Annotated in this window: 21 protein-coding genes; 13 read left to right on the forward strand and 8 right to left on the reverse strand. The window is 64.7% G+C overall.

Annotated features, from left to right (window positions below; translation table 11 throughout):
* The first annotated feature begins 165 nt into the window (after positions 1 to 165).
* From HB675_RS19060 to HB675_RS19075, 4 genes are all read left to right on the forward strand, one after another.
* Positions 166 to 525 carry a response regulator gene (locus tag HB675_RS19060; protein WP_213880388.1) on the forward strand — a complete coding sequence of 120 codons (360 nt, stop codon included), beginning with the start codon at positions 166 to 168 and terminating at the stop codon, positions 523 to 525.
* A gap of 47 nt (positions 526 to 572) precedes the next feature.
* Positions 573 to 1,883 carry a glycosyltransferase gene (locus tag HB675_RS19065; RefSeq protein ID WP_256737609.1) on the forward strand — a complete coding sequence of 437 codons (1,311 nt, stop codon included), beginning with the start codon at positions 573 to 575 and terminating at the stop codon, positions 1,881 to 1,883.
* Positions 1,884 to 1,990: 107 nt separating this feature from the next.
* The gene (locus HB675_RS19070) at positions 1,991 to 2,896 is read left to right on the forward strand and encodes a MurR/RpiR family transcriptional regulator (protein WP_213880390.1); all 906 of its coding nucleotides are present in this window, start codon (positions 1,991 to 1,993) and stop codon (positions 2,894 to 2,896) included.
* A gap of 66 nt (positions 2,897 to 2,962) precedes the next feature.
* On the forward strand, positions 2,963 to 3,874 hold the full coding sequence (locus HB675_RS19075) for an AraC family transcriptional regulator (protein WP_213880392.1): 912 nt from the start codon (positions 2,963 to 2,965) through the stop codon (positions 3,872 to 3,874).
* 14 nt (positions 3,875 to 3,888) lie between these two features.
* Here the strand turns inward: HB675_RS19075 and HB675_RS19080 are convergent, their stop codons facing one another.
* On the reverse strand, positions 3,889 to 5,169 hold the full coding sequence (locus tag HB675_RS19080) for an Nramp family divalent metal transporter (protein WP_213880519.1): 1,281 nt from the start codon (positions 5,167 to 5,169) through the stop codon (positions 3,889 to 3,891).
* A gap of 369 nt (positions 5,170 to 5,538) precedes the next feature.
* Between HB675_RS19080 and copC the strand changes: the two genes are divergently transcribed.
* Positions 5,539 to 5,907: a copper homeostasis periplasmic binding protein CopC gene (copC, locus tag HB675_RS19085; RefSeq protein WP_213880521.1), complete on the forward strand. Its 369-nt coding sequence runs from the start codon at positions 5,539 to 5,541 to the stop codon at positions 5,905 to 5,907.
* A 3-nt stretch (positions 5,908 to 5,910) separates the two neighbouring features.
* On the forward strand, positions 5,911 to 6,774 hold the full coding sequence (gene copD, locus HB675_RS19090) for a copper homeostasis membrane protein CopD (RefSeq protein WP_213880394.1): 864 nt from the start codon (positions 5,911 to 5,913) through the stop codon (positions 6,772 to 6,774).
* A gap of 62 nt (positions 6,775 to 6,836) precedes the next feature.
* Here the strand turns inward: copD and HB675_RS19095 are convergent, their stop codons facing one another.
* Positions 6,837 to 8,726, reverse strand: a complete 1,890-nt coding sequence (locus tag HB675_RS19095) for a sigma 54-interacting transcriptional regulator (protein WP_213880396.1) — start codon at positions 8,724 to 8,726, stop codon at positions 6,837 to 6,839.
* Between the two features lie 244 nt (positions 8,727 to 8,970).
* On the opposite strand from HB675_RS19095, the gene HB675_RS19100 reads away from it, so the two are divergent.
* The 7 genes from HB675_RS19100 to HB675_RS19130 all read left to right on the forward strand — a co-directional run bounded on the left by HB675_RS19100 (position 8,971) and on the right by HB675_RS19130 (position 14,772).
* Positions 8,971 to 9,453 (forward strand): MSMEG_0572/Sll0783 family nitrogen starvation response protein, encoded by a 483-nt coding sequence (locus HB675_RS19100; protein WP_213880398.1) that lies wholly within the window; start codon positions 8,971 to 8,973, stop codon positions 9,451 to 9,453.
* 70 nt (positions 9,454 to 9,523) lie between these two features.
* Positions 9,524 to 10,480, forward strand: a complete 957-nt coding sequence (locus HB675_RS19105) for a Nit6803 family nitrilase (RefSeq protein ID WP_213880399.1) — start codon at positions 9,524 to 9,526, stop codon at positions 10,478 to 10,480.
* Between the two features lie 7 nt (positions 10,481 to 10,487).
* Entirely contained in the window at positions 10,488 to 11,567 is a 1,080-nt protein-coding gene (locus HB675_RS19110) for an MSMEG_0568 family radical SAM protein (protein ID WP_213880523.1), read from the forward strand.
* Between the two features lie 10 nt (positions 11,568 to 11,577).
* On the forward strand, positions 11,578 to 12,132 hold the full coding sequence (locus HB675_RS19115) for an MSMEG_0567/Sll0786 family nitrogen starvation N-acetyltransferase (protein WP_213880400.1): 555 nt from the start codon (positions 11,578 to 11,580) through the stop codon (positions 12,130 to 12,132).
* A complete protein-coding gene (locus HB675_RS19120; protein WP_213880402.1) occupies positions 12,125 to 13,105 on the forward strand; it encodes a sll0787 family AIR synthase-like protein in 981 nt (326 codons plus the stop codon). The genes HB675_RS19115 and HB675_RS19120 overlap by 8 nt, the downstream gene beginning before the upstream one ends.
* A 1-nt stretch (position 13,106) precedes the next feature.
* Positions 13,107 to 13,433, forward strand: a complete 327-nt coding sequence (locus HB675_RS19125) for an MSMEG_0570 family nitrogen starvation response protein (protein WP_213880404.1) — start codon at positions 13,107 to 13,109, stop codon at positions 13,431 to 13,433.
* Positions 13,434 to 13,503: 70 nt separating this feature from the next.
* Entirely contained in the window at positions 13,504 to 14,772 is a 1,269-nt protein-coding gene (locus tag HB675_RS19130; protein ID WP_213880406.1) for an MSMEG_0569 family flavin-dependent oxidoreductase, read from the forward strand.
* Here the strand turns inward: HB675_RS19130 and HB675_RS19135 are convergent.
* The 6 genes from HB675_RS19135 to HB675_RS19160 all read right to left on the reverse strand — a co-directional run bounded on the left by HB675_RS19135 (position 14,715) and on the right by HB675_RS19160 (position 23,863).
* Entirely contained in the window at positions 14,715 to 16,199 is a 1,485-nt protein-coding gene (locus tag HB675_RS19135; protein ID WP_213880408.1) for an NCS1 family nucleobase:cation symporter-1, read from the reverse strand. The genes HB675_RS19130 and HB675_RS19135 overlap by 58 nt on opposite strands.
* 229 nt (positions 16,200 to 16,428) lie before the next feature.
* Positions 16,429 to 17,295 carry a Kdo hydroxylase family protein gene (locus HB675_RS19140; RefSeq protein ID WP_213880410.1) on the reverse strand — a complete coding sequence of 289 codons (867 nt, stop codon included), beginning with the start codon at positions 17,293 to 17,295 and terminating at the stop codon, positions 16,429 to 16,431.
* A gap of 131 nt (positions 17,296 to 17,426) precedes the next feature.
* Positions 17,427 to 18,050, reverse strand: coding sequence for a class I SAM-dependent methyltransferase (locus HB675_RS19145; protein WP_213880412.1), 624 nt, complete (start codon positions 18,048 to 18,050; stop codon positions 17,427 to 17,429).
* Positions 18,051 to 18,207: 157 nt separating this feature from the next.
* On the reverse strand, positions 18,208 to 21,279 hold the full coding sequence (locus tag HB675_RS19150; protein WP_213880414.1) for an efflux RND transporter permease subunit: 3,072 nt from the start codon (positions 21,277 to 21,279) through the stop codon (positions 18,208 to 18,210).
* Positions 21,276 to 22,460 (reverse strand): efflux RND transporter periplasmic adaptor subunit, encoded by a 1,185-nt coding sequence (locus HB675_RS19155; RefSeq protein WP_213880416.1) that lies wholly within the window; start codon positions 22,458 to 22,460, stop codon positions 21,276 to 21,278. The genes HB675_RS19150 and HB675_RS19155 overlap by 4 nt, the downstream gene beginning before the upstream one ends.
* Positions 22,457 to 23,863, reverse strand: coding sequence for an efflux transporter outer membrane subunit (locus tag HB675_RS19160; protein WP_213880418.1), 1,407 nt, complete (start codon positions 23,861 to 23,863; stop codon positions 22,457 to 22,459). Before HB675_RS19160 ends, HB675_RS19155 begins: the two co-directional genes overlap by 4 nt.
* Positions 23,864 to 23,877: the final 14 nt, after the last annotated feature.

Below are 23,877 nucleotides of genomic sequence, written 5' to 3' on the forward strand. Positions count from 1 at the left end.
ATGGCGGGCGGAAAATTCGTCACACTAGGCACCGCCAGTGCCGCACACCTCGAAAAAGACGCCCGACCGGGGAACTCCGCAAGGCCCGCTGCGCTCCTATTTTGCGGCCGCGCCTCTACTGTTTATAGCCGACTCGCCTTACTTACCGAATCCAGGATTGCCAAGATGTCTGAACACCCCACCCTGCTGGTCGTTGAAGATGACGAGATCGTGCGCATGCTGATCGTCGACGTTCTGGAGGAGCTCGATTACCAGGTGCTCGAAGCCGAAGATGGCAAGACGGCGATGGCGTTCGTGAACCAGGGGGACAAGCGCATCGACCTGATGATGACCGACGTCGGGCTGCCGGATATCAACGGCCGCGATCTCGCCTTGAAAGCTCGCGAAGTACGTCCGCAGCTGCCGATCCTGTTCGCCAGCGGTTACGCCGACAACGTCGACGTGCCCACCGGCATGTACTCCATCGGCAAGCCGTTCTCCATCGATCAGCTGCGCGACATGGTCAAGGCCATCCTGACTGCCTGACGCCCCCGGCTGTGCTCTAATGGCCGCCTTTTCAGGAGGCCACGCCCTTGTCCCTTACCCGTCTGTGCGTGCTGGTCGTCGGTTATGTCTGGCCTGAACCCCGCTCGTCGGCGGCCGGCGGCCACATGATGCAATTGCTCGGGTCGTTTCTCTCGGCTGGCTGGCAGGTGACCTTTGCCAGCCCCGCGACTCTGGGCGAACACAAGGCCGATCTGGCCGAGCTGGGCATCGCCGAGTGTGCTATCACTCTCAATGACAGCAGTTTTGACGTATTCGTCGAAGAACTGGCGCCCAATGTGGTGCTTTTCGACCGTTTCATGATGGAAGAGCAGTTCGGCTGGCGGGTCGCCAAACACTGCCCACAGGCCCTGAGGGTGCTGGAAACCTGCGACCTGCACGGCCTGCGCGACGCTCGCCAGCAGTTGCTCAAGGCCCGGCTCAAGGCCCCGGACGCGAGTGACGACTTCAGCGACCTGTTCAGCGCGGCGCTGGACGGCGTCTACCCGGCCATGGCGGCCGCCGACGTCACCCTGCGGGAAATCGCTGCGCTGTACCGGTGCGACCTCAACCTGATGATTTCTGACGTCGAGCTGCAATTGCTGGTGCAGCAGTTCGGGGTGCCAGCGTCCTTGCTGCACTGGTGCCCGTTGATGCTGGACGCGCGCCCCCGCCCCAGCCCCGACTTTGCCGAACGGGCGCACTTTCTGAGCATCGGCAACTTTCGCCACGAGCCCAACTGGGATGCGGTGCTGTGGCTCAAGAACAGCATCTGGCCGCTGATCCGACAACAACTGCCCGAGGCGCAATTACACATCTATGGCGCCTACACGCCGCCCAAGGCCACCGCTTTGCACAATGCCCGTCAAGGGTTTCATGTGCTGGGCTGGGCCGATGACGCCCTGGAGGTGATGGCGCAGGCGCGGGTCAACCTGGCACCCCTGCGTTTCGGCGCCGGGATCAAAGGCAAGCTGGCCGACGCCATGCTCTGCGGTACCCCCAGCGTGACAACCCCCATCGGGGCGGAAGCGATGCACGGGGCGCTGCCCTGGCCCGGCGCCGTGGCCCGCAGCGCCAGCGCACTGGCGGAGGCCGCCGTTGCCCTGTACTGCGACGAAAGCCGATGGCAGCAAGCCCGGACGCAGGCGCAGCAAGTGCTGGCCTCACGCTATGACATCGACCTGCACAGCGCCGCCCTGGTGGCCCGGATCGAGACACTGCTCCCCCGCCTGGCTGAACATCGCTTGCAGAACTTCACCGGGGCCATGCTGCAACACCATCAGCACAAGAGTACCCAGTACATGGCGCAGTGGATCGAGGCGAAAAACAGGGCGGCGAAAAACGCCAGACCACAGGGGTAGAACTGTCAGATTTGTCACTAGGATCCATTCTTCAAATGCGCTACTTTCGGGGTGTGCAGGGAAGCACCCTTCAAATCAGGAACTTCGGATTGGCTGAGGAACACATCATGTCAGACCTTCTGGGAAGCTCTATCTATGACACCCGCTTGATGATCCATATCGCCAAGATGGCTCGTATCAGCCGTCCGGCTCTGCGCAAAGTGGCAGACTTCATTCTCAGATATCCCCTCAGTTCCGCTACCCTCACGATCGACACCATGGCAGAGCGCTCAGCTTCATCGACCGCAGCCGTCAATCGCCTGGCCAATGCCATGGGGCTCAACGGCTATACCGGGTTGCATAACGCTCTGGTGGACAACCTGCTCGGCCGGATTGCCCCGGGGGAGCAAGTGCGCGGCGAACTGCTCAAACGACCGCGCGCCGGCTTTTCCCTGGAACAGCAGATCAGGCTGACCAAGGGCAACCTGGACGGCGTCGCAGACAGCAATGGCACCGATACGTTCGAAGGCTTGGCGCGCGCGCTGATGGGGGCTTCGCGCATCCACATCGTCGGTCTGGGTAATAGCTATTACCTGGCCAGCGTAGCCGCCGACAGCCTGGTGGAAGTGCGCCCGAACGTCGGCACCGTGAGTACCGAGGGCGGCCTGGACATGGCAACTTACCGGATGGCCACCGTGACGTCCGCAGACGCGCTGCTGACCATCGCCTTGCCGCCCTACGTCGACGAGACCATGCACCTGGTCAGGCTCGCCCGCGAACGGGGTGCCAAAGTGCTGGCCATCACCGACTCACCCGCCTCGCCCCTGGCTGAGGCCGCCGATATCACCTTGTTCGCCCCGGCCGGCCATGCGGTGCTGCAAAGCTCGCGAATCGCCTCATTGACCTTGATCGAAGCCCTGGTCTCGGCCATCCGCCACGCCGATCAGGGCGCTTTACTGCAACAGCGCCGGACGGATGCCGTGCAGCCGGCGAGTCTGGCCCCTGCCCGCCGCGGGATGTACGCCAGCACTTAGTGCAAAGCCTCACGCCGACGGCTATGCTGGCGCCCTCAATTGGCAAGAACAATAACGGCCAGGGCAATGAGCAGAAGCACGAGAATCACCGACCCCTCCTATGAGCTGATGGATGATCACGATGGACTGTCGGTCATCTATCGTCAGCACGGCTTCCCCTGCCCTTTGGTGCGCTGGCACTTTCACAAGGAATACGAGCTGCATTTGATCGTGGCCAGTTCCGGCAAGGTGTTTGTCGGCGACTACATCGGCAACTTCAACCCGCGCAGCCTGTTCCTGACCGGCCCCAACCTGCCCCACAACTGGATCAGTCAGCTGGCCGAGGACGAGGTGGTCGACAAGCGCGACATGCTGGTCAATTTCACTGATGAACTGTTTGAAGGCGGCCACCTGATCTTCACCGAACTCAAGAGCCTGGCGCCATTGCTGGAACGCTCGCGCCAAGGCATCGAATTTCGCTGCCCGGACACGCTCGAACAAGCCCAGGGCCTGATGCAACAGATCGCCGACAGCCGCGGCGTGCGGCGGCTGGGGTATTTTCTGATTTTGATGGAGTTGCTGGCGGCCTGCGAGGATTACCAGCTGCTCAGCGACATCACGGCGCCGCAACTGGCCGACGAGCACAACATCGACCGGACCAACCGGGCCGTGGACTACATCTTCAGCCACTACAGCCGCGAATTGACCCTCGAGGAAGTGGCCGAACATCTGGGCATGAAACCCACCTATTTCTCCCGGGTGTTCAAACAGTCCACGGGGCGGACCTTCGTCGAGTTCGTCAATCGCCTGCGCATCAGCAAATCCTGCGAACTGCTGGCCGACGGCGACAAACCGGTGACGGATGTGTGCTTCGAGTCCGGGTTCAACAACATTTCCAACTTCAACCGGCGCTTTCAGCAATTGAAAGGCATGACGCCTTCCCATTACCGGCGGTTGGCGGTGCAGCGGCTGACCGAGCAGAATCGGGCGGTGGGATGAGACCACCGCCGGGGCTACCCGGCCATCACATCCACCAGCAGCTTCACATTCAACCCCACAATCAACGCCGCCACGGCCCAGGCGAGGGCCGTCACTGCACGGCCGGTCACAAACACGCCCATCAGCTTGCGGTCGGACACAAAGCGCACCAGCGGGATCACCGCGAACGGCAGTTGCATCGACAGCACCACCTGGCTGAACACCAGCAAGCGCGCCGTCCCCGCTTCGCCGTAGAGCGCCGTGACCACCACCACCGGCACCACCGCCAGCCCACGGGTGAGCAGGCGTCGCGCCCAGTCGGGTATGCGCAGGTGCAGGAAGCCTTCCATGATGATCTGGCCCGCCAGGGTCGCGGTCACCGTGGAGTTGATCCCCGAGGCCAGTAACGCCACAGCGAACAGCGCCGAAGCGATGCCGATGCCAAGCATGGGCGACAGCAATTGGTAGGCCTGCTCGATGTCCACCACGTCGGTACGTCCGGCGCTATGGAACACGGCGGCAGCGGTGATCAGGATCGCCGCGTTGACGAACAGCGCCAGCATCAACGCCACGGTGCTGTCGGTGACCGCCCAGCGCAGCCCCATGCGGCGCCCGGCCTCGGTGCGTTCGTAGGCACGGGTCTGCACGATGGAGGAATGCAAGTACAGGTTATGGGGCATGACCGTGGCGCCAATGATGCCGATGGCGACATACAGGACAGCCGGATTGGTGACGACTTGCGCCTGGGGAATGAAGCCGGCGAGGACATCGGCGATCACTGGCTGGGCCATGACCATCTGCGCGCCGAAGCAGGCGAAGATCAGGGTCAACAGGGCGATCACGAAGGCTTCCAGCGAGCGAAAGCCGCGGCGCATCAGCAACAGGATGAGGAACACGTCCAACGCAGACAGCACTGCCCCCCACACCAGCGGCAGTCCGAACAGCAGTTTCAGGGCAATGGCCGTGCCGATCACCTCGGCCAGGTCACAGGCAACAATGGCCGCCTCGCAGGCCAGCCACAGCAGAATGCGCACCGGCGGCGAATAATGTGCGCGGCAGGCCTGAGCCAGGTCCAGCCCGGTGGCGATGCCCAGCCGTGCTGCCAGCGCCTGCAACAGGATGGCCATCAGATTGGACAGCAGGATCACCGACAGCAGGGTGTAGCCAAACTGCGAGCCGCCGGCCAGGTCGGTGGCCCAGTTGCCCGGGTCCATGTAACCCACGGCGACCATATAACCGGGGCCGGCAAAGGCCAGCAGCCTGCGGACCCAGCTGCCGCCCTGAGGCACTGCGACGCTGGCATTCAATTCGCCCATACTGCGCCGCTCGCCAGTGCCGAAGCGACCGAGCAGCGCCGGCTCGCCATCGTCGGCGCGAAAATTCAGCAGCTGTTTATTTCTGGCCAAATCGCTTGCCCCTTGGTTTTTGAACCGCATCCATGATGGACCGCCCGGTCAGGGCAAAGATGCCCCAGGCATGACGGACGGCAACTGGGCGATGGGAGTCTATCCGCAATCGCGCCATATCGGTAGTGATTATCATTCATCAAGGACGCGATCACCCATGCAGACGTTCTACAGCCGCCATCGACTCGCTCAATCGGCCGCCGATTTGCCCAGCCCCCTGCCTTCGTGCTTTATTGGCCGCATTTTTCTGCCGAGGTGCCTGCCATGCCTGCCCTGCCCCTGACCGCCAAACGCCTGTTGAGCGCCACCGCGCTGTTGGCCAGCGCCATTGCTTCCAACGGTGTCTGGGCCCATGCCCACCTCAAGACCCAGACCCCCGCTGCCGACAGCACCGTGGCCGCCCCCGCGCAACTGCGCCTGGAGTTTTCCGAAGGCGTCGAGGCCGGCTTCAGCCAGGTGACGCTCACGCCGAGCAGCGGCACGGCGCTGCCCCTCAAGCCGCTGGCCACCGCCGAGGGCGACAAGAAAGTACTGCTGGTCACCCCTGACCAACCCTTGTCCGCCGGTGATTACACGGTGAATTGGCAGGTGATCTCGGTGGACACCCACAAGAGTGCCGGCAGCTACCACTTCAAGGTCGGTCAGTAACCCATGAGCGCGTTGGTCATTGTCCGTTTCATTCATTTCGCCACCCTCATGCTGGTGTTCGGCGCCGCCCTGTTCCGCCCGATGATGCTCGACCATCCGTCCCAGCAGAAACGTGTGCGCAACCTGCTCGACCCGTTGCTGTGCCTGCTGGCCGGGCTGGCATTGATCAGCGCGGCCCTGTGGCTGCTGTTGCTCGCCGCCGACCTGAACAATGTGCCGGTCACCGGCCTGAACCTGGCGGCGGTGCAGAAAGTGTTGATGCAGACCTTCTTCGGCAAGGTCTGGAGCCTGCACCTGGTGCTGTGCGCCGGCCTCCTGCTGTGCCTGCGGATTCCCGGCGCACGCACGGCGGTGGTCGCCCGCCCCTTGAGTGCGCTGGCGCTGGCCACCTTGGCCCCGATCGGCCACGCCGTGATGCTCGACGGAGTTAATGGCACGCTGCTGGTGATCAATCAGTTGGTCCATCTGTTCTGCGTCGGTGCGTGGATGGGTGCGCTGATGCTGCTGACCTTCCTGCTGGCCCGACCCAATGGCCAGGACATCGACGAACTGCTGCTGCGCTTCAGCTCTATCGGCCTGGTGCTGGTGGGCGGCGTGCTGGTGACCGGCCTGATCAACGTGCGCGTATTGACCGGTTCCTACTGGCCGGTGCCGGGGCAATCCGGATTCGCCACGGTGCTGGCGGTCAAGGCGGCCTTGGTGCTGTGCATGCTGGGCCTCGCTGCCTGGCACCGCAGCCAGTTGCACCGCCCGCCGGTGAGCCAGCAGCAACTGCGCTGGACCGTCGGGATTGAATGGGCCTTGGGGTTTGGCGCGTTGGCAGCGGTGTCGTTGCTGGGGACCTTGGCGCCGGTGCCGGTGAACTGATCTGAAATGAGGGGGGTTGTGATGCCTGGGTGCATGGCCGGACAGCTGATCAGGCCATGCACTTATCCCGCCTCGATGTCCAACCGCTTCAACCGCGAAGCCAAGGTCGTCGGCTTCACCCCCAGCAACTCCGCCGCCCCGCCCTTGCCGAACAGTTTGCCCTTGGCCATCTGAAGCGCCATCAGCATGTTCTGTCGTTCCAGCCCGCGCATCTGCTCTTCGGTCAACAGGGTCGATTGCGCCTGGGCCGGTGCCGGGCGCAGCTCGTCCGGCAGGTCGAAATTGAGCTCAGCGCCCTGGGAAGTGATCAGGGCCCGCTCCACCACATTCTGCAGCTCGCGGATGTTGCCCGGCCAGGTGTAGCGCTGCAACCGCTCGATGTCGCTGTTGCGCAGGCGCCGGCCGGACATGTTCAGGCGCTGGCCGATCTGACGCAGAAAATGCGCGGCCAGGGGAGCGATGTCCATCGGCCGTTCACGCAGGGCCGGGGACTGGATGGGAAACACGTTCAGGCGAAAATACAGGTCCTCGCGAAAGCGCCGCGCCTGGACCTCTCCACGCAGGTCGCGGTTAGTGGCGGCGACGATGCGCACGTCGACACGCCGGGTGCGCTCCTCGCCCACCCGCTCGAATTGGCCTTCCTGTAACACCCGCAGCAACTTGCTCTGCAACTCCAGGGGGATCTCGCCGATCTCGTCGAGAAACAACGTGCCCCCGTCGGCCAGTTCGAAGCGCCCCACGCGATCGCGTACCGCGCCGGTAAAGGCGCCGCGAATATGGCCGAAGAATTCGCTTTCGAACAGTTCCGCCGGAATCGCCGCACAGTTGACCCGGATCAACGGCTCACTGCTGCGCCGGCTGGCCTGGTGAATGGCCCGGGCGATCAGCTCCTTGCCAGTGCCGGATTCACCGTTGATCAAGACGCTGGCGTCGGTGGGGGCGACCACGTCGATCTGCTTGATGATCTTGAGGATCGCCTCGCTTTGGCCGACGATTTCCCGAAAGTTGTGCTCGATGTGGATCTCTTCCTGCAAGTAGGCGTTCTGCTCTTCGAGCCGGCGCTTGAGCACCTTGAGTTCCTCCAGCGCGGTCTGTAGCTGGTTCTCCGTGGTGCGCCGCTCGGTGATGTCGCGAAACACCACCACTGCCCCGGCAATGCGGCCGTCGTCGATCACCGGGGTGCTGGTGAACTCCACCGGAAAGCTGCTGCCATCGCGGCGCCAGAACACCTCCTGGCGGCCCTCGTGCACCACACCGTCGTGCACCGCCTTGTAGATCGGGCAGTCCTCCACCGGGTAATGGCTGCCGTCGGCGTGGCTGTGGTGATGAATGCGGTGGATGTTCTTGCCGATCATGTCCGCGGGCGCCCAGCCCAGCATGCGCGCGCCGGCCGGGTTGACGAAGGTGGCGAGGCCCGCGCTGTCGATGCTGTAGATCCCGTCGCCGACGGCACTGAGCAGCAACTGATTGTCGCGCTCACTCTCCTGAAACAGGTTGAGGATGTTGCGCCACTCGATCAGGCCGCCACGCATGGTCCGCTCGGTGTGGGCCTGGTCACGCTGGTAGCGCTCGCTGCTCTGCTCGCGCAACACCAGGATCATCTGCTGGCGGCCCTTGACGCCCAGCAGGGTCGCCGAGATTTCCAGTTGCAGGCGCTCGCCGCTCTTGCAGTTGCAACTGAGCTCGTCGGTCCAGCCCCGGCCTTTTTCCATGACCGCCTGGCTGAACACGATCAGGTCCGGCAACTGGTGGCCGAACAGGCGGCTGACCGGCCAGTCCAACAACTCCTGGCGTGAATAGCCCAGCAACTTGCAGGCGGCCACGTTGAGGTCGCCGAAACGGTCGCCGTAGGGGTCCAGCAAGGCGATGGCTTCGCTGCAATGCTCGAACACCATGTGCCGGTTGGAATAGGCCAGATCGGCCCAGCCGCTAAGTGAATCGGGGTCGCCCATGGCTACGCAATCTCGTGATGTGGCATGACGAATATTCGTATTTCTACGGGAAAGCGTAATCCCTCGATAGCCTCAGTCAGCGCTGGAAAAACCGGTGCAGATGGCTTTTTTAAGGTCATTCAATGACTTGGATTGCGCAAACCCGGCAGAAATATTTCTGGCACGGCGTTCGCTCTACTGCTTGCAAGGGGCAGGCCTGTAAAAGCTGCCTCGTCCTCAGCCAAGCACTACGGAGAAGCAGCACATGCCAAACGTTGACATTGCCCACTATCAAGACGGCGACTTCCTGGTCAATTACGAAGAAAAAGTCTTCGAGGACGTCAAGGCCGAACCCGGCGAGAAGGCCCTGCTGACCTTTCACACCATCGCTTTCGAAGGCTCCATCGGGCTGGTCAACCTGCTCCAGGCCAAGCGGCTGCTGCGCAAGGGCTTCGAGACCAAGATCCTGCTCTACGGACCGGGCGTGCAGCTGGGTGTGCAGCGCGGCTTCCCGACCCTGGGCGCCGAAGCCTTCCCCGGACACTTGGCGGTAAATAATCAGATCAAGGCGTTCATGGCCGAGGGCGGCGAAGTGTATGCCTGCCGGTTTGCCTTGCAGGCGCTGTACGGCCAGACCGAAAAGGCGCTGATCGAGGGTATCCGCCCGATCAACCCGCTGGACGTGATGGACCTGCGCCTGCTGATGCGCCGCGAGGGCGCGATGATCATTGACACCTGGACAGCCTGATCGAACCTGCGCCGGCCTGCGATGACGCCGGCACAGCCACCCCCTCCTGAACCCTTTGAGAGCTCGGCCCATGCCCACCATCCGCGCCGCCGCCGTGCAGTTCAGCCCTGTGCTCTACTCGCGCCAGGCCACCGTCGACAAACTCGTCAGCACGTTGCTGGCCCTGGGCCGCGAAGGTGTGCAATTCGCGGTCTTTCCCGAGACCGTGGTGCCTTACTACCCCTACTTCTCCTTCGTCCAGGCACCCTTCGCCATGGGCAAGGAACACCTGCAGTTGCTGGAAGAATCGGTGCGCGTGCCGTCCGACACCACCCGCCAGATCGGCGAAGCCTGCCGCGAAGCCGGGATTGTCGCCTGCATCGGCGTCAACGAGCGCGACGGCGGCACGCTCTACAACGCCCAACTGCTGTTCGACGCCGACGGCACGCTGATCCAGCACCGGCGCAAGATCACCCCCACCTACCACGAGCGCATGGTCTGGGGCCAAGGCGATGGCTCGGGGCTGTGCACCACCGACAGCGCCGTGGGCCGCATCGGCGCCCTGGCGTGCTGGGAGCACTACAATCCGCTGGCACGCTATGCGCTGATGGCCGACGGCGAACAGATCCATGCAGCGATGTTCCCCGGCTCCCTGGTGGGCCAGGTGTTTGCCGAGCAGATCGAAGTGACCATCCGCCACCACGCACTGGAAAGCGGCTGCTTTGTGGTCAACGCCACTGCCTGGCTGAACGGCGAGCAGCAGGCGCAGATCATGGCCGACACCGGTTGCTGCATCGAACCCATCTCCGGTGGCTGCTTCACCGCCATCGTCACCCCCGAAGGCAAGTTGCTGGGCGAGCCCCTGTGCGAGGGCGAAGGCTGGGTGATCGCCGACCTGGATTTTGCCTTGATCGACAAACGCAAACGCATGATGGATTCGGTGGGCCACTACAGTCGCCCCGAACTGCTCAGCCTGTTGATCGACCGCCGTCCCGCGTTGCACGTCCAGCAGCGCGACGCCGCCTACAAGGTGCACGCTCATGACTGAAGCCCTGATCGCCCACAACGACCTGCTCGCCGACCTGCAATGCCACGGCGTACGCTGGCAAGGTGCCGACGGTCTGGCCCGCAAGGGCGGCGCCGGCCCGTCCGACCACAAGGCCCTGACCCTGGGCGAGCACACGGCCATGGTACCGATGCTCAACCGCGCCTCGCTGGATTCGCCCTACAGCGCCGTGCCCGATGCCCTGGGCGGCCAGGCGCTGATCTTTCGCGAAGGTTTGCAGGTGGGCCAGGTGCAACTGCCCGGGGTGCCGAACTTTTATGCCCTGAGCACCGCCGACGGCACACCGTATTGGAAGATCGCCACCTTGCACAGCAAGGACGTGCTGGCCACCACCGTGCTGCAGCACTGCATCCGCATGAACGAGGCGGCCAGCGCCTGTCAGTTCTGCGCCATCGACCAGTCCCTGGCGGCAGGCAAGACCATTGCCCGCAAACGCCCGGCGCAGCTGGCCGAAGTGGCGGCCGCCGCGGTGCGGCTGGACGGCGTCAAGCACATGGTCATGACCACCGGCACGCCGCAGACCCCGGACCGTGGCGCGGCCATCCTCTGCGAATCCGCAGCGGCCGTGACCCGTGCCGTCAATCTGCCGATCCAGGCCCAGTGCGAGCCACCGGACCATGACCACTGGTTCCAGCGCCTGCGCGACAGCGGCGTAGTGTCCCTGGGCATGCACCTGGAAGCGGTCACCGACGCGGTACGTCAGCGCATCATGCCGGGCAAGGCGCAGGTGCCGCTGAGCCGCTACTTCAGCGCCTTCGAAGCGGCCGTGAAGGTGTTCGGTCATGGTCAGGTCAGCACCTACATCCTCGCCGGGCTCGGCGACAGCGAACAGGCCATCGCCGAGATGAGCGAGCGCCTGGCCGGGATGGGCGTGTACCCCTTCGTGGTGCCCTTCGTGCCCATCGATGGCACTCCGCTGGCCCGCCATGCAAAGCCCGACAGCCATTTCATGCAGCGCCTCTACCCGCGCATCGGCGCCAGCCTGCGCCGCCACGGCCTGCACTCGGCCAACATAAACGCTGGCTGCGCCAAATGCGGCGCCTGCTCGGCGCTCAAACACCACGAATGAGGATCGCGCCATGGCCGAACATGCCTTCGCACTGGTGGACAGCACCTTCACCGAGTTTCTCACCGACGACCTGCTGGTCAAGCCAGCCGAGCAGGCCTGGGAGAAAAGCGACTACTACGCCCTGCGGCGCGCGGTGTTTTCCCAGGAGCAGCAATTGCTTGCCCAGGACAAGGACGACAAGGACTTCGGCGCCCTGCCCATCGTCGCCGTGGCCCATCACTGCGGCATGCCCGACCAGGTCATCGGCGCGGTGCGCATCTACCCGAGCGAGCCTGGCCTCTGGTACGGCGGCCGGCTGTGCGTGGCGCGGGCCTATCGGCGCCACGCAATGATCGGCAAGGCGCTGGTCAACGAGGCAGTATCACGGGCGCTGGACCTGGGCTGCGAGCGTTTCCTGGCGACGGTGCAGGTGGTCAACGAAGCCTGGTTCCACCGTTTGCACTGGCGCAGCCTCGACACCCTCCAACTGCTGGGCCAGCCCCACGTGTTGATGGAGGCGCAACTCGACGCCTACCCGTTCATGCCGCGCCGCGTAGCCCTGAGCCGAGCACGCCGCCATGACTGATCTGGACACCCTGCTCGCCCGCTTGCGGGATACCCCGGCCATGGCCGCCAAGTGCGCCATCCAGCAACCGGCCCGGCACTTCGGTGCGGCTCCAGGCCATGATCGTTATGCGTTGCCCGGCGACGACACCGCCGCGATTCGCTGTGGTGATCAGTACCAGTTATTGGCCATCGAAGGCATGTTGCCGGCGTTCGTCGAGCAGGCCCCATGGTTCGCCGGTTGGTCGGCGGTGATGGCCAACATCAGCGATATCACCGCAATGGGCGGCCGGGCGACAGCCGTGGTCAATGCCTATTGGCACAATGAGGCCGCCGCCGCCGATGAGGTGTTGGCGGGCATCCGCGCCGCCTGCGAGGCCTATGGGCTACTGCTGGCCGGCGGCCACACCAGCGTCGCCCCCGGCAATCCGACGGCACTGGCGGTGGCCATCACCGGCTGGGCGCGCAGCCTGCTGTCGACCTGGCACGTGGCGCCGGGACAGACCCTGGCCACGGTAGTCGACCTGGACGGCCAGTGGCATGGCGACGCCCCCTACTGGAAAGCCTTCGAACACTGCACGCCGGCACGGCTGCGATCCAAGCTCGACGTCATCCCGCGCCTGGCCGAGGCCGGGCTGCTGCTGGCCGCCAAGGACATCAGCAATGCCGGGCTGCTGGGCACGCTTTTGATGCTGCTCGAACCCACCGGCTGCGGTGCCCGCGTGCACCTGGATCATTTGCCGCGCCCCGCTGACGGCGACCTGGAGCGCTGGCTGCAGGCGTTCCCCAGCTACGGTTTCGTCTTCACCCTCGCCCCTGAGCATCTCGCGGTGGTGCAGGCAGCGTTCGCTTTCGAAGGCCTGCACTGTGTGGGCATCGGCCAGATCGATGACAGCGCCTGCCTGCACGTGGCGCGCGATGGCGAAAGCCGCCCTTTCTGGAACTTGGCCGAACAGCCCTTTACCGGTTTCACCCAACCCCACAAGGAACACTGACATGCCCGCCGTGACCCTGCGCCTGCGCTGGCCCGATGGCCAACAGAACACCGCCTACTCGCCGTCCACGGCGATTTTCGATCACTTGGAGGCCGGCCAACGCTACGCCATCGCCGACTTCATGGCCCGCGCCGCCAGCGGCCTGAATGCCGCCAGTGAGCGGGTCAAGACCGTGAAGGGATTCTATTGCAGTTCGGCCATGGACAGCCTGGCCGGGTTGCGCCTGCAGGCCCGGCTGTATACCGAGGCCGATGCCCAGGTCGAGGTGCTGGAGTTGGCCATCCAGGGCGCCGGGCAGGTGCATGCCAGCGGGTACGGCGAGATTTGATCCCACAAGCGCTCTCTGCCCGTTCGGCCCTGTGGTGATTCCCACCCCCCATTCAAAAGGAGCCCCTCCCATGTCCCACTACAGCACCATCATCGTCGGCGGCGGCCAGGCCGGCCTGTCGGCCAGCCACTACCTGCAAGCCCATGACATCGACCACCTGGTCCTGGAAAAACACCAGCTGACCCACACCTGGCGCCAACAGCGCTGGGACGCCTTCAGCCTGGTCACGCCCAATTGGCAGTGTGCCCTGCCCGGCCATGCCTACGACGGCGACGACCCTCATGGCTTCATGGTTCGCGAAGAAATCATCGCCTACCTGGACGACTTCATCCGCAAGGTCGACGCACCGGTGCAGGAAGGTGTCAGCGTCGAACGCCTGACACCGCGTGCCGAAGGCGGGTTTTTGCTGAGCACCACGGCAGGCGAGTTCAGTGCCGACCAGGTGATCGTCGCCAGCGGGGGCTACCACACGCCGATCATTCCCCGTCTGGCCGAGCGGCTGCCGGCCAACATCCAGCAGTTGCACTCAGAACAGTACCGCAATCCCCAGGGGCTGCCCGAGGGCGCGGTGCTGGTGGTGGGCAGCGGCCAGTCTGGTGCGCAGATCGCCGAAGACCTGCACCTGGCCGGGCGCAGGGTTTTCCTGGCAGTGGGTGACGCACCGCGTTGCGCGCGGTTTTACCGGGGCAAGGATGTGGTCGACTGGCTGGCCGAGATGGGCTACTACGACATCGGCGTCGACCGCCACCCGCTGCGTGAAGGGGTACGCGACAACACCAACCACTATGTCACCGGCCGCGACGGCGGCCGCGACATCGACCTGCGCCGCTTTGCCCTCGAGGGCATGCAGCTCTATGGCCGCCTGCAGGGTCTGGACGGCACCCTGCTGCAGTTCAGCGAAAACCTCGACAGCAGCCTGCTAGCCGCCGACGCCGTGTACAACCGCATCAATGCCAGCATCGACACGTTCATCCTTGAACAGAACATCGAGGCGCCGGCCGGGAATCCTTACGCCCCGCTATGGGCCCCGGCGCAGGAGCGCCCGACGCTGGACCTGGCCAGTGCCGGCATCACCAGCGTGATCTGGTGCATCGGCTTCACCCCGGACTTCACCTGGGTCGATGCGCCGGTGTTCAATGGCCGTGGCTACCCAGCCCATGAACGCGGCGTCAGTGGCCAGGCCGGCCTGTACTTCCTCGGCCTGCCCTGGCTGTACACCTGGGGCTCCGGGCGCTTCAGCGGCGTGGCCCGGGACGCCGAGCATCTGGTGCAACACCTGGTTCAGCGCCGGGCCGCCAGCGCTGCCGGATCCGCGCCGCGCACGCTGCACAGCGCGTAGTAAACCAGCCCACCGAGTATCGAACCGGTAAACCAACCGTAGTCGTAGAACCAGCTGAACGCGCTGCTGCCCAAGGACAGCAGCGTCAGCAACACCGGCACCGCCAAGGCAATGAAGCCCAGCCAGTTCCAGGCCGGGTAGACGTCGTCGCGGTACAGCCCGGCCAGGTCCAGGATCTGCTTCTTGATCAGGAAATAGTCGACCACCATGATGCCAGCAATCGGCCCCAACAGGCTGGAATAGCCCAGCAGCCAGTTGGAGTAGACGGTTTCCAGGCTCAGGTCAGAGTGCAGCCAGCCGAGTTTCTTCAGCAGTTCATGGCCCATCAGCAGCAAGCCTGTCAGGCCGGTCAGCAAGACGGCGCGGGTCCGGCCGATCAACTTCGGTGCGATGTTCTGAAAGTCGTTGGTGGGCGAGACAATGTTCGCCGCCGTGTTGGTCGCCAAGGTTGCGACCACGATCAAAGCCATGGCCACCGCTACCCAGAACGGGCTGTCGATATGTCCGATCAGGCTCACCGGGTCGGAGACGCGTTCACCCACCAGGGTGACGGACGCAGCGGTCATCACCACCCCCAGCGAGGCAAACAGGAACATGGTCAGCGGCAGGCCGAGGATCTGCCCGACGATCTGCGCCTTCTGGCTTTTGGCGTAGCGGCTGAAGTCGGGGATGTTCAAGGACAGCGTGGCCCAGAAGCCGACCATGGCCGTCAGCCCGGCGCAGAAGTAGCCGACCATGCTGGCGCCTTCGGGTCTCTTGGGCGGCTGCGCCAACAGCTCGGTCATCGACACATGGGGCATGGCCCAGCTCAGCAGGCCTGCACCCACCAGCAGCAACAAGGGTGCCGAGAGGGTTTCCAGCCACTTGATGGACTCGGCGCCGCGGATGACCACCCACAGGTTCAAGGCCCAGAACAGCATGAAGCCGATGACCTCGCCGGTGCCCCCCAGGCTCTTCCAGGCCGGGAGAATCGAGCCCAGAAACAGCGAGATGGCCAGGCCGCCGAACATCGTCTGGATGCCGAACCAGCCGCAGGCCACAAGGGCACGCACCAGGCAGGGTACGTTGGAGCCGATGACGCCAAATGACGAACGCAACAGCACCGGAAACGGAATGCCGTACTGGGTGCCGGCGAACGCGTTGAGGGTCAAGGGGATCAGCACGATGATGTTGGCCAGCAGAATGGCAATCAGCGCCTCGCCCACCGACAGGCCGAAATAGGAGGTCAGCACGCCGCCCAGGGTGTAAGTCGGCACGCAGATGGACATGCCCACCCACAGGGCAGTGATGTGCCAGGTGTTCCAGGTGCGCTCGTGCACCTGGGTGGGGGCGATGTCGGGGTTGTAGCGCGGGCTGTCCAGTACATCACTGCCCGCGTGCAGTTCGAAAAGCCCGTTGCGTTCGCTGACGCGCGAGAATTGCTCCATGGCCGCTGTCCCTTTTTATAGTGAGGGTGTATTGGGTGCAGTCACGTAGCCAAAAGCATGCCGACGGCGCCGACGGCGTGCGGGTACCCGCGCCGAAACCATCGCATTTCATTGATAATCATCAATTTTAAAAAATGGTCTGTTTCGGACCGACTGGTCCAAAGGCCCGTCATGACGGGCCATGCGGGTGTACCAGACTCAATTTGGTGCGGCGCCGAGCGAGTACGCGCTATACCAGCTCGCGACCCAAGACCCGCTCCAGCACCTTGACCGGCGACAGCTGCGCATTGCGCATGTACTTCACTGGCAGCAGGAAGGTCTGCTCCATGGCGTAGCGGCCGCTCATTGCGGCATGGGGCACCTGGTCGGTGTAGACCAGCCAGGTGGTGCCGGGGGCGAATTCGTGGGTCAATTGGTCACCGGACTGATACGCCGCGTCGGCCTTGAGGCTGTCGTGCAGGCGCAGCATGTGGTGGTCATATGCCGTGCGGCGGGACTTGGTGATGTGCAGCCAATTGAGCAGCTGACTGGAACCCCACAAAGGTCCCGGCAGTTCATAGCGCCTGGCGACGTCCTCGAACGACCCACCGACCCGCCAGACCCGCGATTCGCCAAAAGGGTTCACGTTGCTGAACACCCGCAGGATCCGCCGCCCTTGCACGGGCGAGGACGGGAAGCTGTCGACGTGCAGACGGGTATCGTCCTTGCGCCACGAGGTCGGGCGCCCGGAGATTTCCTGCGGGCGGAAGCTGGTGCGGGCCACTTGCAGGCCATCGGTGTAAGGCGCCAGAACGGTGCGCACCAGGGTCTGGCTGTAGTCGGCGTAGCGGGCCAGCAACCCGTGCAGCACTTGCAATTCGGCAGGGCCGGCGTTGCAGCCTTTGAGTTCGCCGGTGGCCGAGGAGTAGCTGATGTTCTTGCTGTCACCCAGCAGGCTGGACTGGGAAAGGGCCCGCTCCTGCTCGGTGAATACGAAAGGCAGATGCTCGAACGCCACCACGTCACCCGCTTCCAGCGCCGCGATGACCCCGTCGCGTTCGTGCGCGTCGGCAGGCGCTTGCCAATCTTCACGGCCAAAGGCCAATACTTGTGTCATTTCAATCCACCTGTTTACTCGGCGCTGCCCGGCCCCCGCTCAAGGCAACCCTCTGATGTCTGTGACAAATGTAACAGAATGATTCTTGTGCAAGCGCGATTTTCAGAACTTTCATTGACCTGAAGGTCCGGTCAGGGCTTGCGCAGCAGGTAGATCCGCGCCATCGACCAGCACGCCAGGGTGTCCAGCCGCGCCTGGATCTTGAACCCGGCCTGACGGAACTCCACTTCGGCCTCGGCACGCACCTTGGCAGCGCCGGCCTGGTGACGGTGACGCCAAGGGCTGAGCGCCGGGTCGCTCCAAAGGGCAACGATCACCGTGTCGCGGCTGACCCGGTAGCACTCGCGCAACAAGGCCATACGCCGTTCGGGGTCGGTGATCTGCTGCAGGCTGTGCATGCAGAGAATGCTGTCCACCGCGTTGTCGGACAGATCGATGGGGGCCAACGCCGTCTGCAGTGGCCGGATATGGTCCAGCACCGCCGAGCCATGGGCGGCCAGCGCGGTTTCCAGGGCGTCGAGGGTGGTGTCGGCGGCGATCACCACGCGGTTGCTTTTGCCCGTCAGCAACGGCCAGAACCGGCCCGCTCCGCAGGGCAAGTCCAGTACCAGACCGGGGTCACCCGCCAAGGCCAGGGCCTTGCGCGTCAGCTTGAACTGGCGCCGCTGCGTCCAGCTCGCAGCCCTGAGCGCCGCGGCTGATTCAGGCGCGGTGGCAAAGGCAGGCGGCAGTTTGAGCTGGGCTGGATTTCCCACGGCAGGCTCCATTGGGCATGGAGCGCACGGTAATCAGGGCGGGATCAAGGAGAAGTCGTTGATCTGTGAAAAAAGTGTCGTGATGGTTACATGAGCGACAGGGCCGCGATGTCCCTGCCAGGACAGGCACATCGCGGCATACCTCACGCCACAGACCTCAAACCACCACCCCCACAGGTTCCTGCTTGCCCCGCAACCGCTCGAACCACAAGAACACCACCGGCGTCGTGTACAGCGTCAAGACCTGAGACACCGTCAACCCGCCGACGATGGCGATCCCCAGCGGCTGGCGCAGTTCGGAACCGGCGCCATGCCCGAAGGCCAGGGGAATGGCCCCCAGCAGCGCTGCCAGCGACGTCATCAGAATGGGCCGCAGCCGCAACACACAAGCCTCGCGCACCGCCTCGGCGGCCGTTTTGCCTTCGGCCTGCAAGGCCAGGGTGAAGTCGACAATCATGATCGCGTTCTTCTTGACGATACCGATCAGCAGAATGATGCCGATCATCCCCAGCACTGACAGGTCCTGCCCGCAGATGATCAAGGCCAGCAGCGCGCCAAAGCCGGCCGATGGCAGCGTGGAAATGATCGTCAACGGGTGAATCGCATTCTCGTAGAGCACGCCCAGCACGATGTACACCGTCAAGATCGCCGCCAGAATCAGCCACGGCTGGGATTTCAGCGAGTCCTGAAAGGCCTGGGCGGTGCCCTGGAAGCTGCCGGTGATGCTGTCCGGCAGGCCCACCGCCAGCGACGTCTGGTCGATGGCGTTGACCGCATCGCTCAAGGCCATGCCGGGTGCCAGGTCGAAGGACAGCGTGATCGCCGGGAACACCCCCTGGTGGTTGATGACGATGGGCACCCGTTCTCGGTGGACACTGGCCAGCAGGTTGAGTGGCACCTGACCGCCGGCGGTGGAGCGCACATACAGGTGCTCCAGGGTGCTGGTGGAGGCCTGCCAGGCCGGATCCAGCTCCAGGATCACGTGGTTCTGGTCGATCTGGGTGAACAGGGTCGCGATTTGCCGCTGGCCGAAGGCGTCGTACAGCACGTCGTCGATGGCCTGGATGCTGACCCCCAGGCGCGCCGCCGTGGCGCGGTCGATGCGCAGAGTCGATTGCGGCGTGCCCTGCTGCTGGTCGCTGGTCACATGTTGCAATTGCGGCAAGGCCTTGAGCTTGTCCAGCAACACGCCGCTCCAGTGATCGAGTTCGGCGCTGTCCGGGTCCTGCAGGGTGTACTGGTACATGGTCTTGCTGAGCCGCCCGCCCACCTGAATGTCCTGGTTGGGTTGCAGGTAGAGCTGGATCCCGGACACCTTGTCCAGCGCCGGTTGCAGCCGCGCGATGACCTGGCTGGCACTGACGTCGCGCTGGTCGAAGGGCTTGAGGGCGACCATCATCCGGGCCTGGTTGATGGTCGGGTTCGGCCCTACCCAGTAGTAGACGTTGCCCACTGCCGGGTCGGCGCTGACGACGGCAGCCAGTTGTGCGGTGCGCTCGTGCATGGCGATGGGCGAGGCATCCGGCCCCGACTCGGCGATGCCCTGGATCAGGCCATTGTCCTGCTTGGGGAAGAAGCCCTTGGGGATGTGCACGTACAGGGCACCGGTGGCGACCACCGTCAACACGGCCACCAACAAGGTCAGTCGCTGGTGACGCAAGACCCAGCCCAGGCTGCTTTCATAGCCGTTGTGAATGGCCAGAAAACCCCGCTCGCAGGCCTTGGCGAAGCGCCCTTCCTCGGCATCGTCATGGGGCTTGAGCAGCCAGGCGCAGAGCATCGGGGTGACCGTCAAAGAGACCACGCAGGACATCAGAATGGCCACACTCACCGTCACCGCGAACTCGCGCATCAGGCGCCCGACGATGCCGCTCATCAACAGCAGCGGCAGGAACACCGCGATCAGGGAAATGGTCATAGAGACGATGGTGAAGCCCACCTCCCGCAGGCCGTCCACTGCTGATTGCAGACGGCCCTTGCCCATCTCCAGGTGACGCACGATGTTTTCCATGACCACGATGGCGTCGTCCACCACAAAGCCCACGGCGATGGCCAGCCCCATGATCGACAGGTTGTCCAGGCTGTAACCCAGCAGGTACATCACCGCGAAGGTCGCCACCAGCGACAGTGGGATGGTCATGGCCGGGATCAGGGTCGCCACCGGCTTGCGCAGGAAGACGAAGATCACCCCGACCACCAGCACGATGGACACCAGCAAGGTGAACTGCACGTCGTTGATCGAGGCGCCGATGGTCTGGGTACGGTCGCCCACCACCTGCACTTGCACGTCTCTGGGCAAGGTGGCCATCAGGTTGGGCAGCTGCGCTTCGATGTTGTGGGTCACGTCCAGTACGTTGAAGCCGGGCTGTTTGTGAATGTCGACGATGACCGTCGGCTGGCCGTTGAGGTCGGCTGACTGCTCGGTGTCTTCGGCGCTGGGGATGACCCGGGCCACGTCACCGAGCTTGATCGGCACGCCGCCGCGATAGGCGATGACCTGATCGCGGTAGGCCTGTGGATCGAGCATCTGGTCGGTGGCGCCGAGGGTGATCGAATGGGTCGGCCCGTCGAGAATGCCTTTGGGCTGATCCAGGGTGCTGACCCCGACCACGCTGCGCACGTCTTCCAGGGTCAGGCCACGGGAGGCCAGGGCATCGGGGTCGACCTGGATGCGTATGGCCGGTTTCTGCTCGCCGTGAAAGTCCACCAGGCCCACGCCGGCCACCTGGGCCAGGCGCTGGCCGATGTAGTTGTCGGCGAAGCGGTCCAGCTCCGGCAAGGTGCGCGTGGGCGAGGTCACCGCCAGCGACAGCACCGTGCCTTCGGCCGGGTTGACCTTGTGGAAGGTCGGCGCCGTGGTCATGGTCTTGGGCAGGTTGGGCGTGGCCGTGGTGATGGCGGTCTGCACGTCGAGCGCGGCGCCGTCGATGTTGCGGTTGAGGTCGAACTGCAGAACGATGCTGGTCTTGCCCGCCGCGCTCGACGAAGTCATCGAGGTCACTTGCGGCACCGCGGCGAACGCCCGTTCCAGCGGCGTGGCCACGGAGCTGGCCATGGTGTCGGCACTGGCCCCGGAGAGGGTGGCGGTGACCTGAATGGTGGGGAAGTCCACGGTCGGCAAGGCCGCCACCGGCAGACGGACATAGGCCACGCAGCCCAGCAGCATCACGCCGATGGCCAGCAGGCCGAGGCCGACGCGGCGACTGATGAAACCGCTCAGGCCACTCATGGTGTCACCTCGGGGGCGCTGTCGTTGGCCACGGTCTGGTCAGTCTTGATCGGCACCACTTTCACCCCCGGGGCGATGCGTGACTGGCCTTGCACCACCACGGTTTCACCGGGTTGCAGGCCTTTGCGGATCCACTGCTTGCCCTCCACTACGCTGCCGGCGTCCACCCCTCGCGGCTCCACCCGCTGGTCGCTGCCCACCACGTAGACGAAATTGCCCTGACGGCCCAGTTGCACGGCGTTGGCCGGCACCACGGTCACGCCCGGGTGGGTATTGACCAGCAGCCGCGCGCTGACCAGCTCGCCCGGCCACAGTTGGCTCTTGCCGTTGTCGAACTGCGCCTTGAGCTGGATCTGGCCGCTGGCGGCCACGACCTGGCTGTCGATGAAGCTCAGGTGGCCACGGGCAATTTCCTTCTGGCCGTCGCGGGTCATGGCCACCACTTGCAGGGCGCCCTTGGCGTTTTCTTCGAGGATCTCCGGCAGCGAGTCCTGGCTCACGGCGAAGGCCACGGTGATCGGGTCCATCTGGGTGATGGTCACCAGCCCGGTGGCTTCGGCGCCGTGAACGATGGAGCCGACGTCGATCAGGCGCTGGCCGGTGCGCCCGGTCAGCGGTGCCTTGACCTGGGTGAACTCCAGTTGCAGCCGGGCGTTGTCCAGCGCCGCCTGATCGGCCTGCACCGTGGCCTGCTGCGCCGCCAGCTGGGCCTTGAAGTTGTCGACGTCCTGGGTCGGCCCGGCCTTGGCCTCGGCCAGCTTGGTAGCGCGGTCCAGGTTGGTGCGCAGGTTGACCTGCTGGGCCTGGTCCCTGGCCATCATCGCCTGGGCCTGTGCCACCTGGGCCTGATAGACCCGCGGGTCAACCTGGGCCAACTGGCTGCCGGCCGTGACCATCTGGCCTTCGGTGAACATGACTTTCTGCAGCTCGCCGTCCACCCGCACGCGCACGTTGACCGTGTTCAGGGCCTGGACATTGCCGATGGCGCTGAGCCAGATCGGCAGGTCCTGACGGCTGGCCTGTTGCAGTTGCACCGGCACGGCCGCGTCGACGGGGGCCGCCGGCGCAGCGTGGGCCGGAACAATCCAGCCGGCATGGTTGGCGGCCAGGCCGCCGGCGACTGCCACGGCGAGCAATGCCACCAGTGGCCAGCGCAGTTTTTTACGAGAAGTCGCGATCATGGTTGGCGAGCCTTGGTGCTGGATGCTTCAGAAAGGTTGGCGGCGATGGTTGTGGGGGTGAAATCCCCGCCCAGGGCGCGAAACAGGCTCACGGCCGCTTGCAGATGTTGCAGGCGCACCTGCAACAGGCTGTCTTCGGCCTGGTATTGGGTGCGCTCGACGATCAGCAAGGTCTGAAAGTCGGTGGAACCGAGCCGGTAGCGCACTTGAGCCAGGCGCGCCGCCTCCCGCGCCGAGGCCACGGCGGCCTGGCTGATGGTGAAGTTCTGGCTCAGTTCGCGGGTGGCGCTGATTTGGGTTTCGACGTCTTGCAGGGCTTCGATCACCGACTCGCGGTAGGTGGCCGTCAGTTCTGCCACATGGGCGCGGTCAAAATGCAATTGGCCGGTCAGCTGCCCCCCGGCAAACACCGGCTGGGTCAGCGTGCCGATGGCGCTCCAGAGCTGCCCCTGGCCGCCGGCGAGGGTGTCGAAACCGCCCAACAGGTCGATGGACAGATTGGGCAGAAAAGCTGCCCGTGCCACGCCGACGTCGAAGTTGGCCGATTGCAGGCGCGCCTCGGCGGCCTGGATGTCCGGACGCTGGCGCAACAGCCCCACCGGCAGCCCGGCGCTGGGTTCGGGGACCTGCAGGTCGCCCAGGCCGGTGTCATGCAGGTGGAAGGTCTGCGGCGCCGCGCCCACCAGCACGGCCAGTTGATACAGCGCCAGGTCGCGCTGCTGACGCAAAGGCGGCATGGCCGCCTGGAAGGTCTGGGTTGCGTTGCGCTGCTGCTCGACTTCCAGGTTCGACACCGCGCCCTGGCTGGCCTGGACTTTGACCAGGTCGAGCACCTGAGCGGCGTCGTTGGCGATGGACTGGGCCAGGTTCAGGCGGTCTTGCAGGGACAGCACCTGAAAGTAGGTGGTGGCGATGTTGGCACCCAACGTCATGCGCAGGGTCTGGGCATCGAACTGGCTGGCCACCGCCAGCGCATCGGCCGACTGCGCTGCCGCGCGCTGCTTGCCCCAGAAATCCACCTCGTAGGTGGCTTCACCGTACACGCTGCGCTTGGGTGTGATGCCGTAGTTGTTCTCGCGCTGGAAATTACCGCCCAGCGACAGCTGCGGAAACTGGGTGGCCCCCAGCACCTGCGCCGAGGACCGGGCTTCGTCGATGCGACGGGCGGCGGCCTTGAGGGTGAAGTTCTCGCTCAAGCCCCGATGTTCCAGGGCGTCGAGTTCGGCGTCATTGAACGCGGTCCACCAGGCACCGCCCGCAGCAGCAGCGGTGTTCGTGGTACCGGTCCAAGGGGCCGCCACCGGGGTGCTCGGCTGCCGCCAGGCAGGCACCAGCGAACAGCCACCCAAGGTCAGGGCAATGGCCAGCGCCAGGGCGCGAAAAGGTGAGTTGACGGCGTGCATCCAGGCTTCTCCGA

This window comes from Pseudomonas sp. dw_358 (assembly GCF_018449655.1).
In the GTDB taxonomy this organism is placed as follows: domain Bacteria; phylum Pseudomonadota; class Gammaproteobacteria; order Pseudomonadales; family Pseudomonadaceae; genus Aquipseudomonas.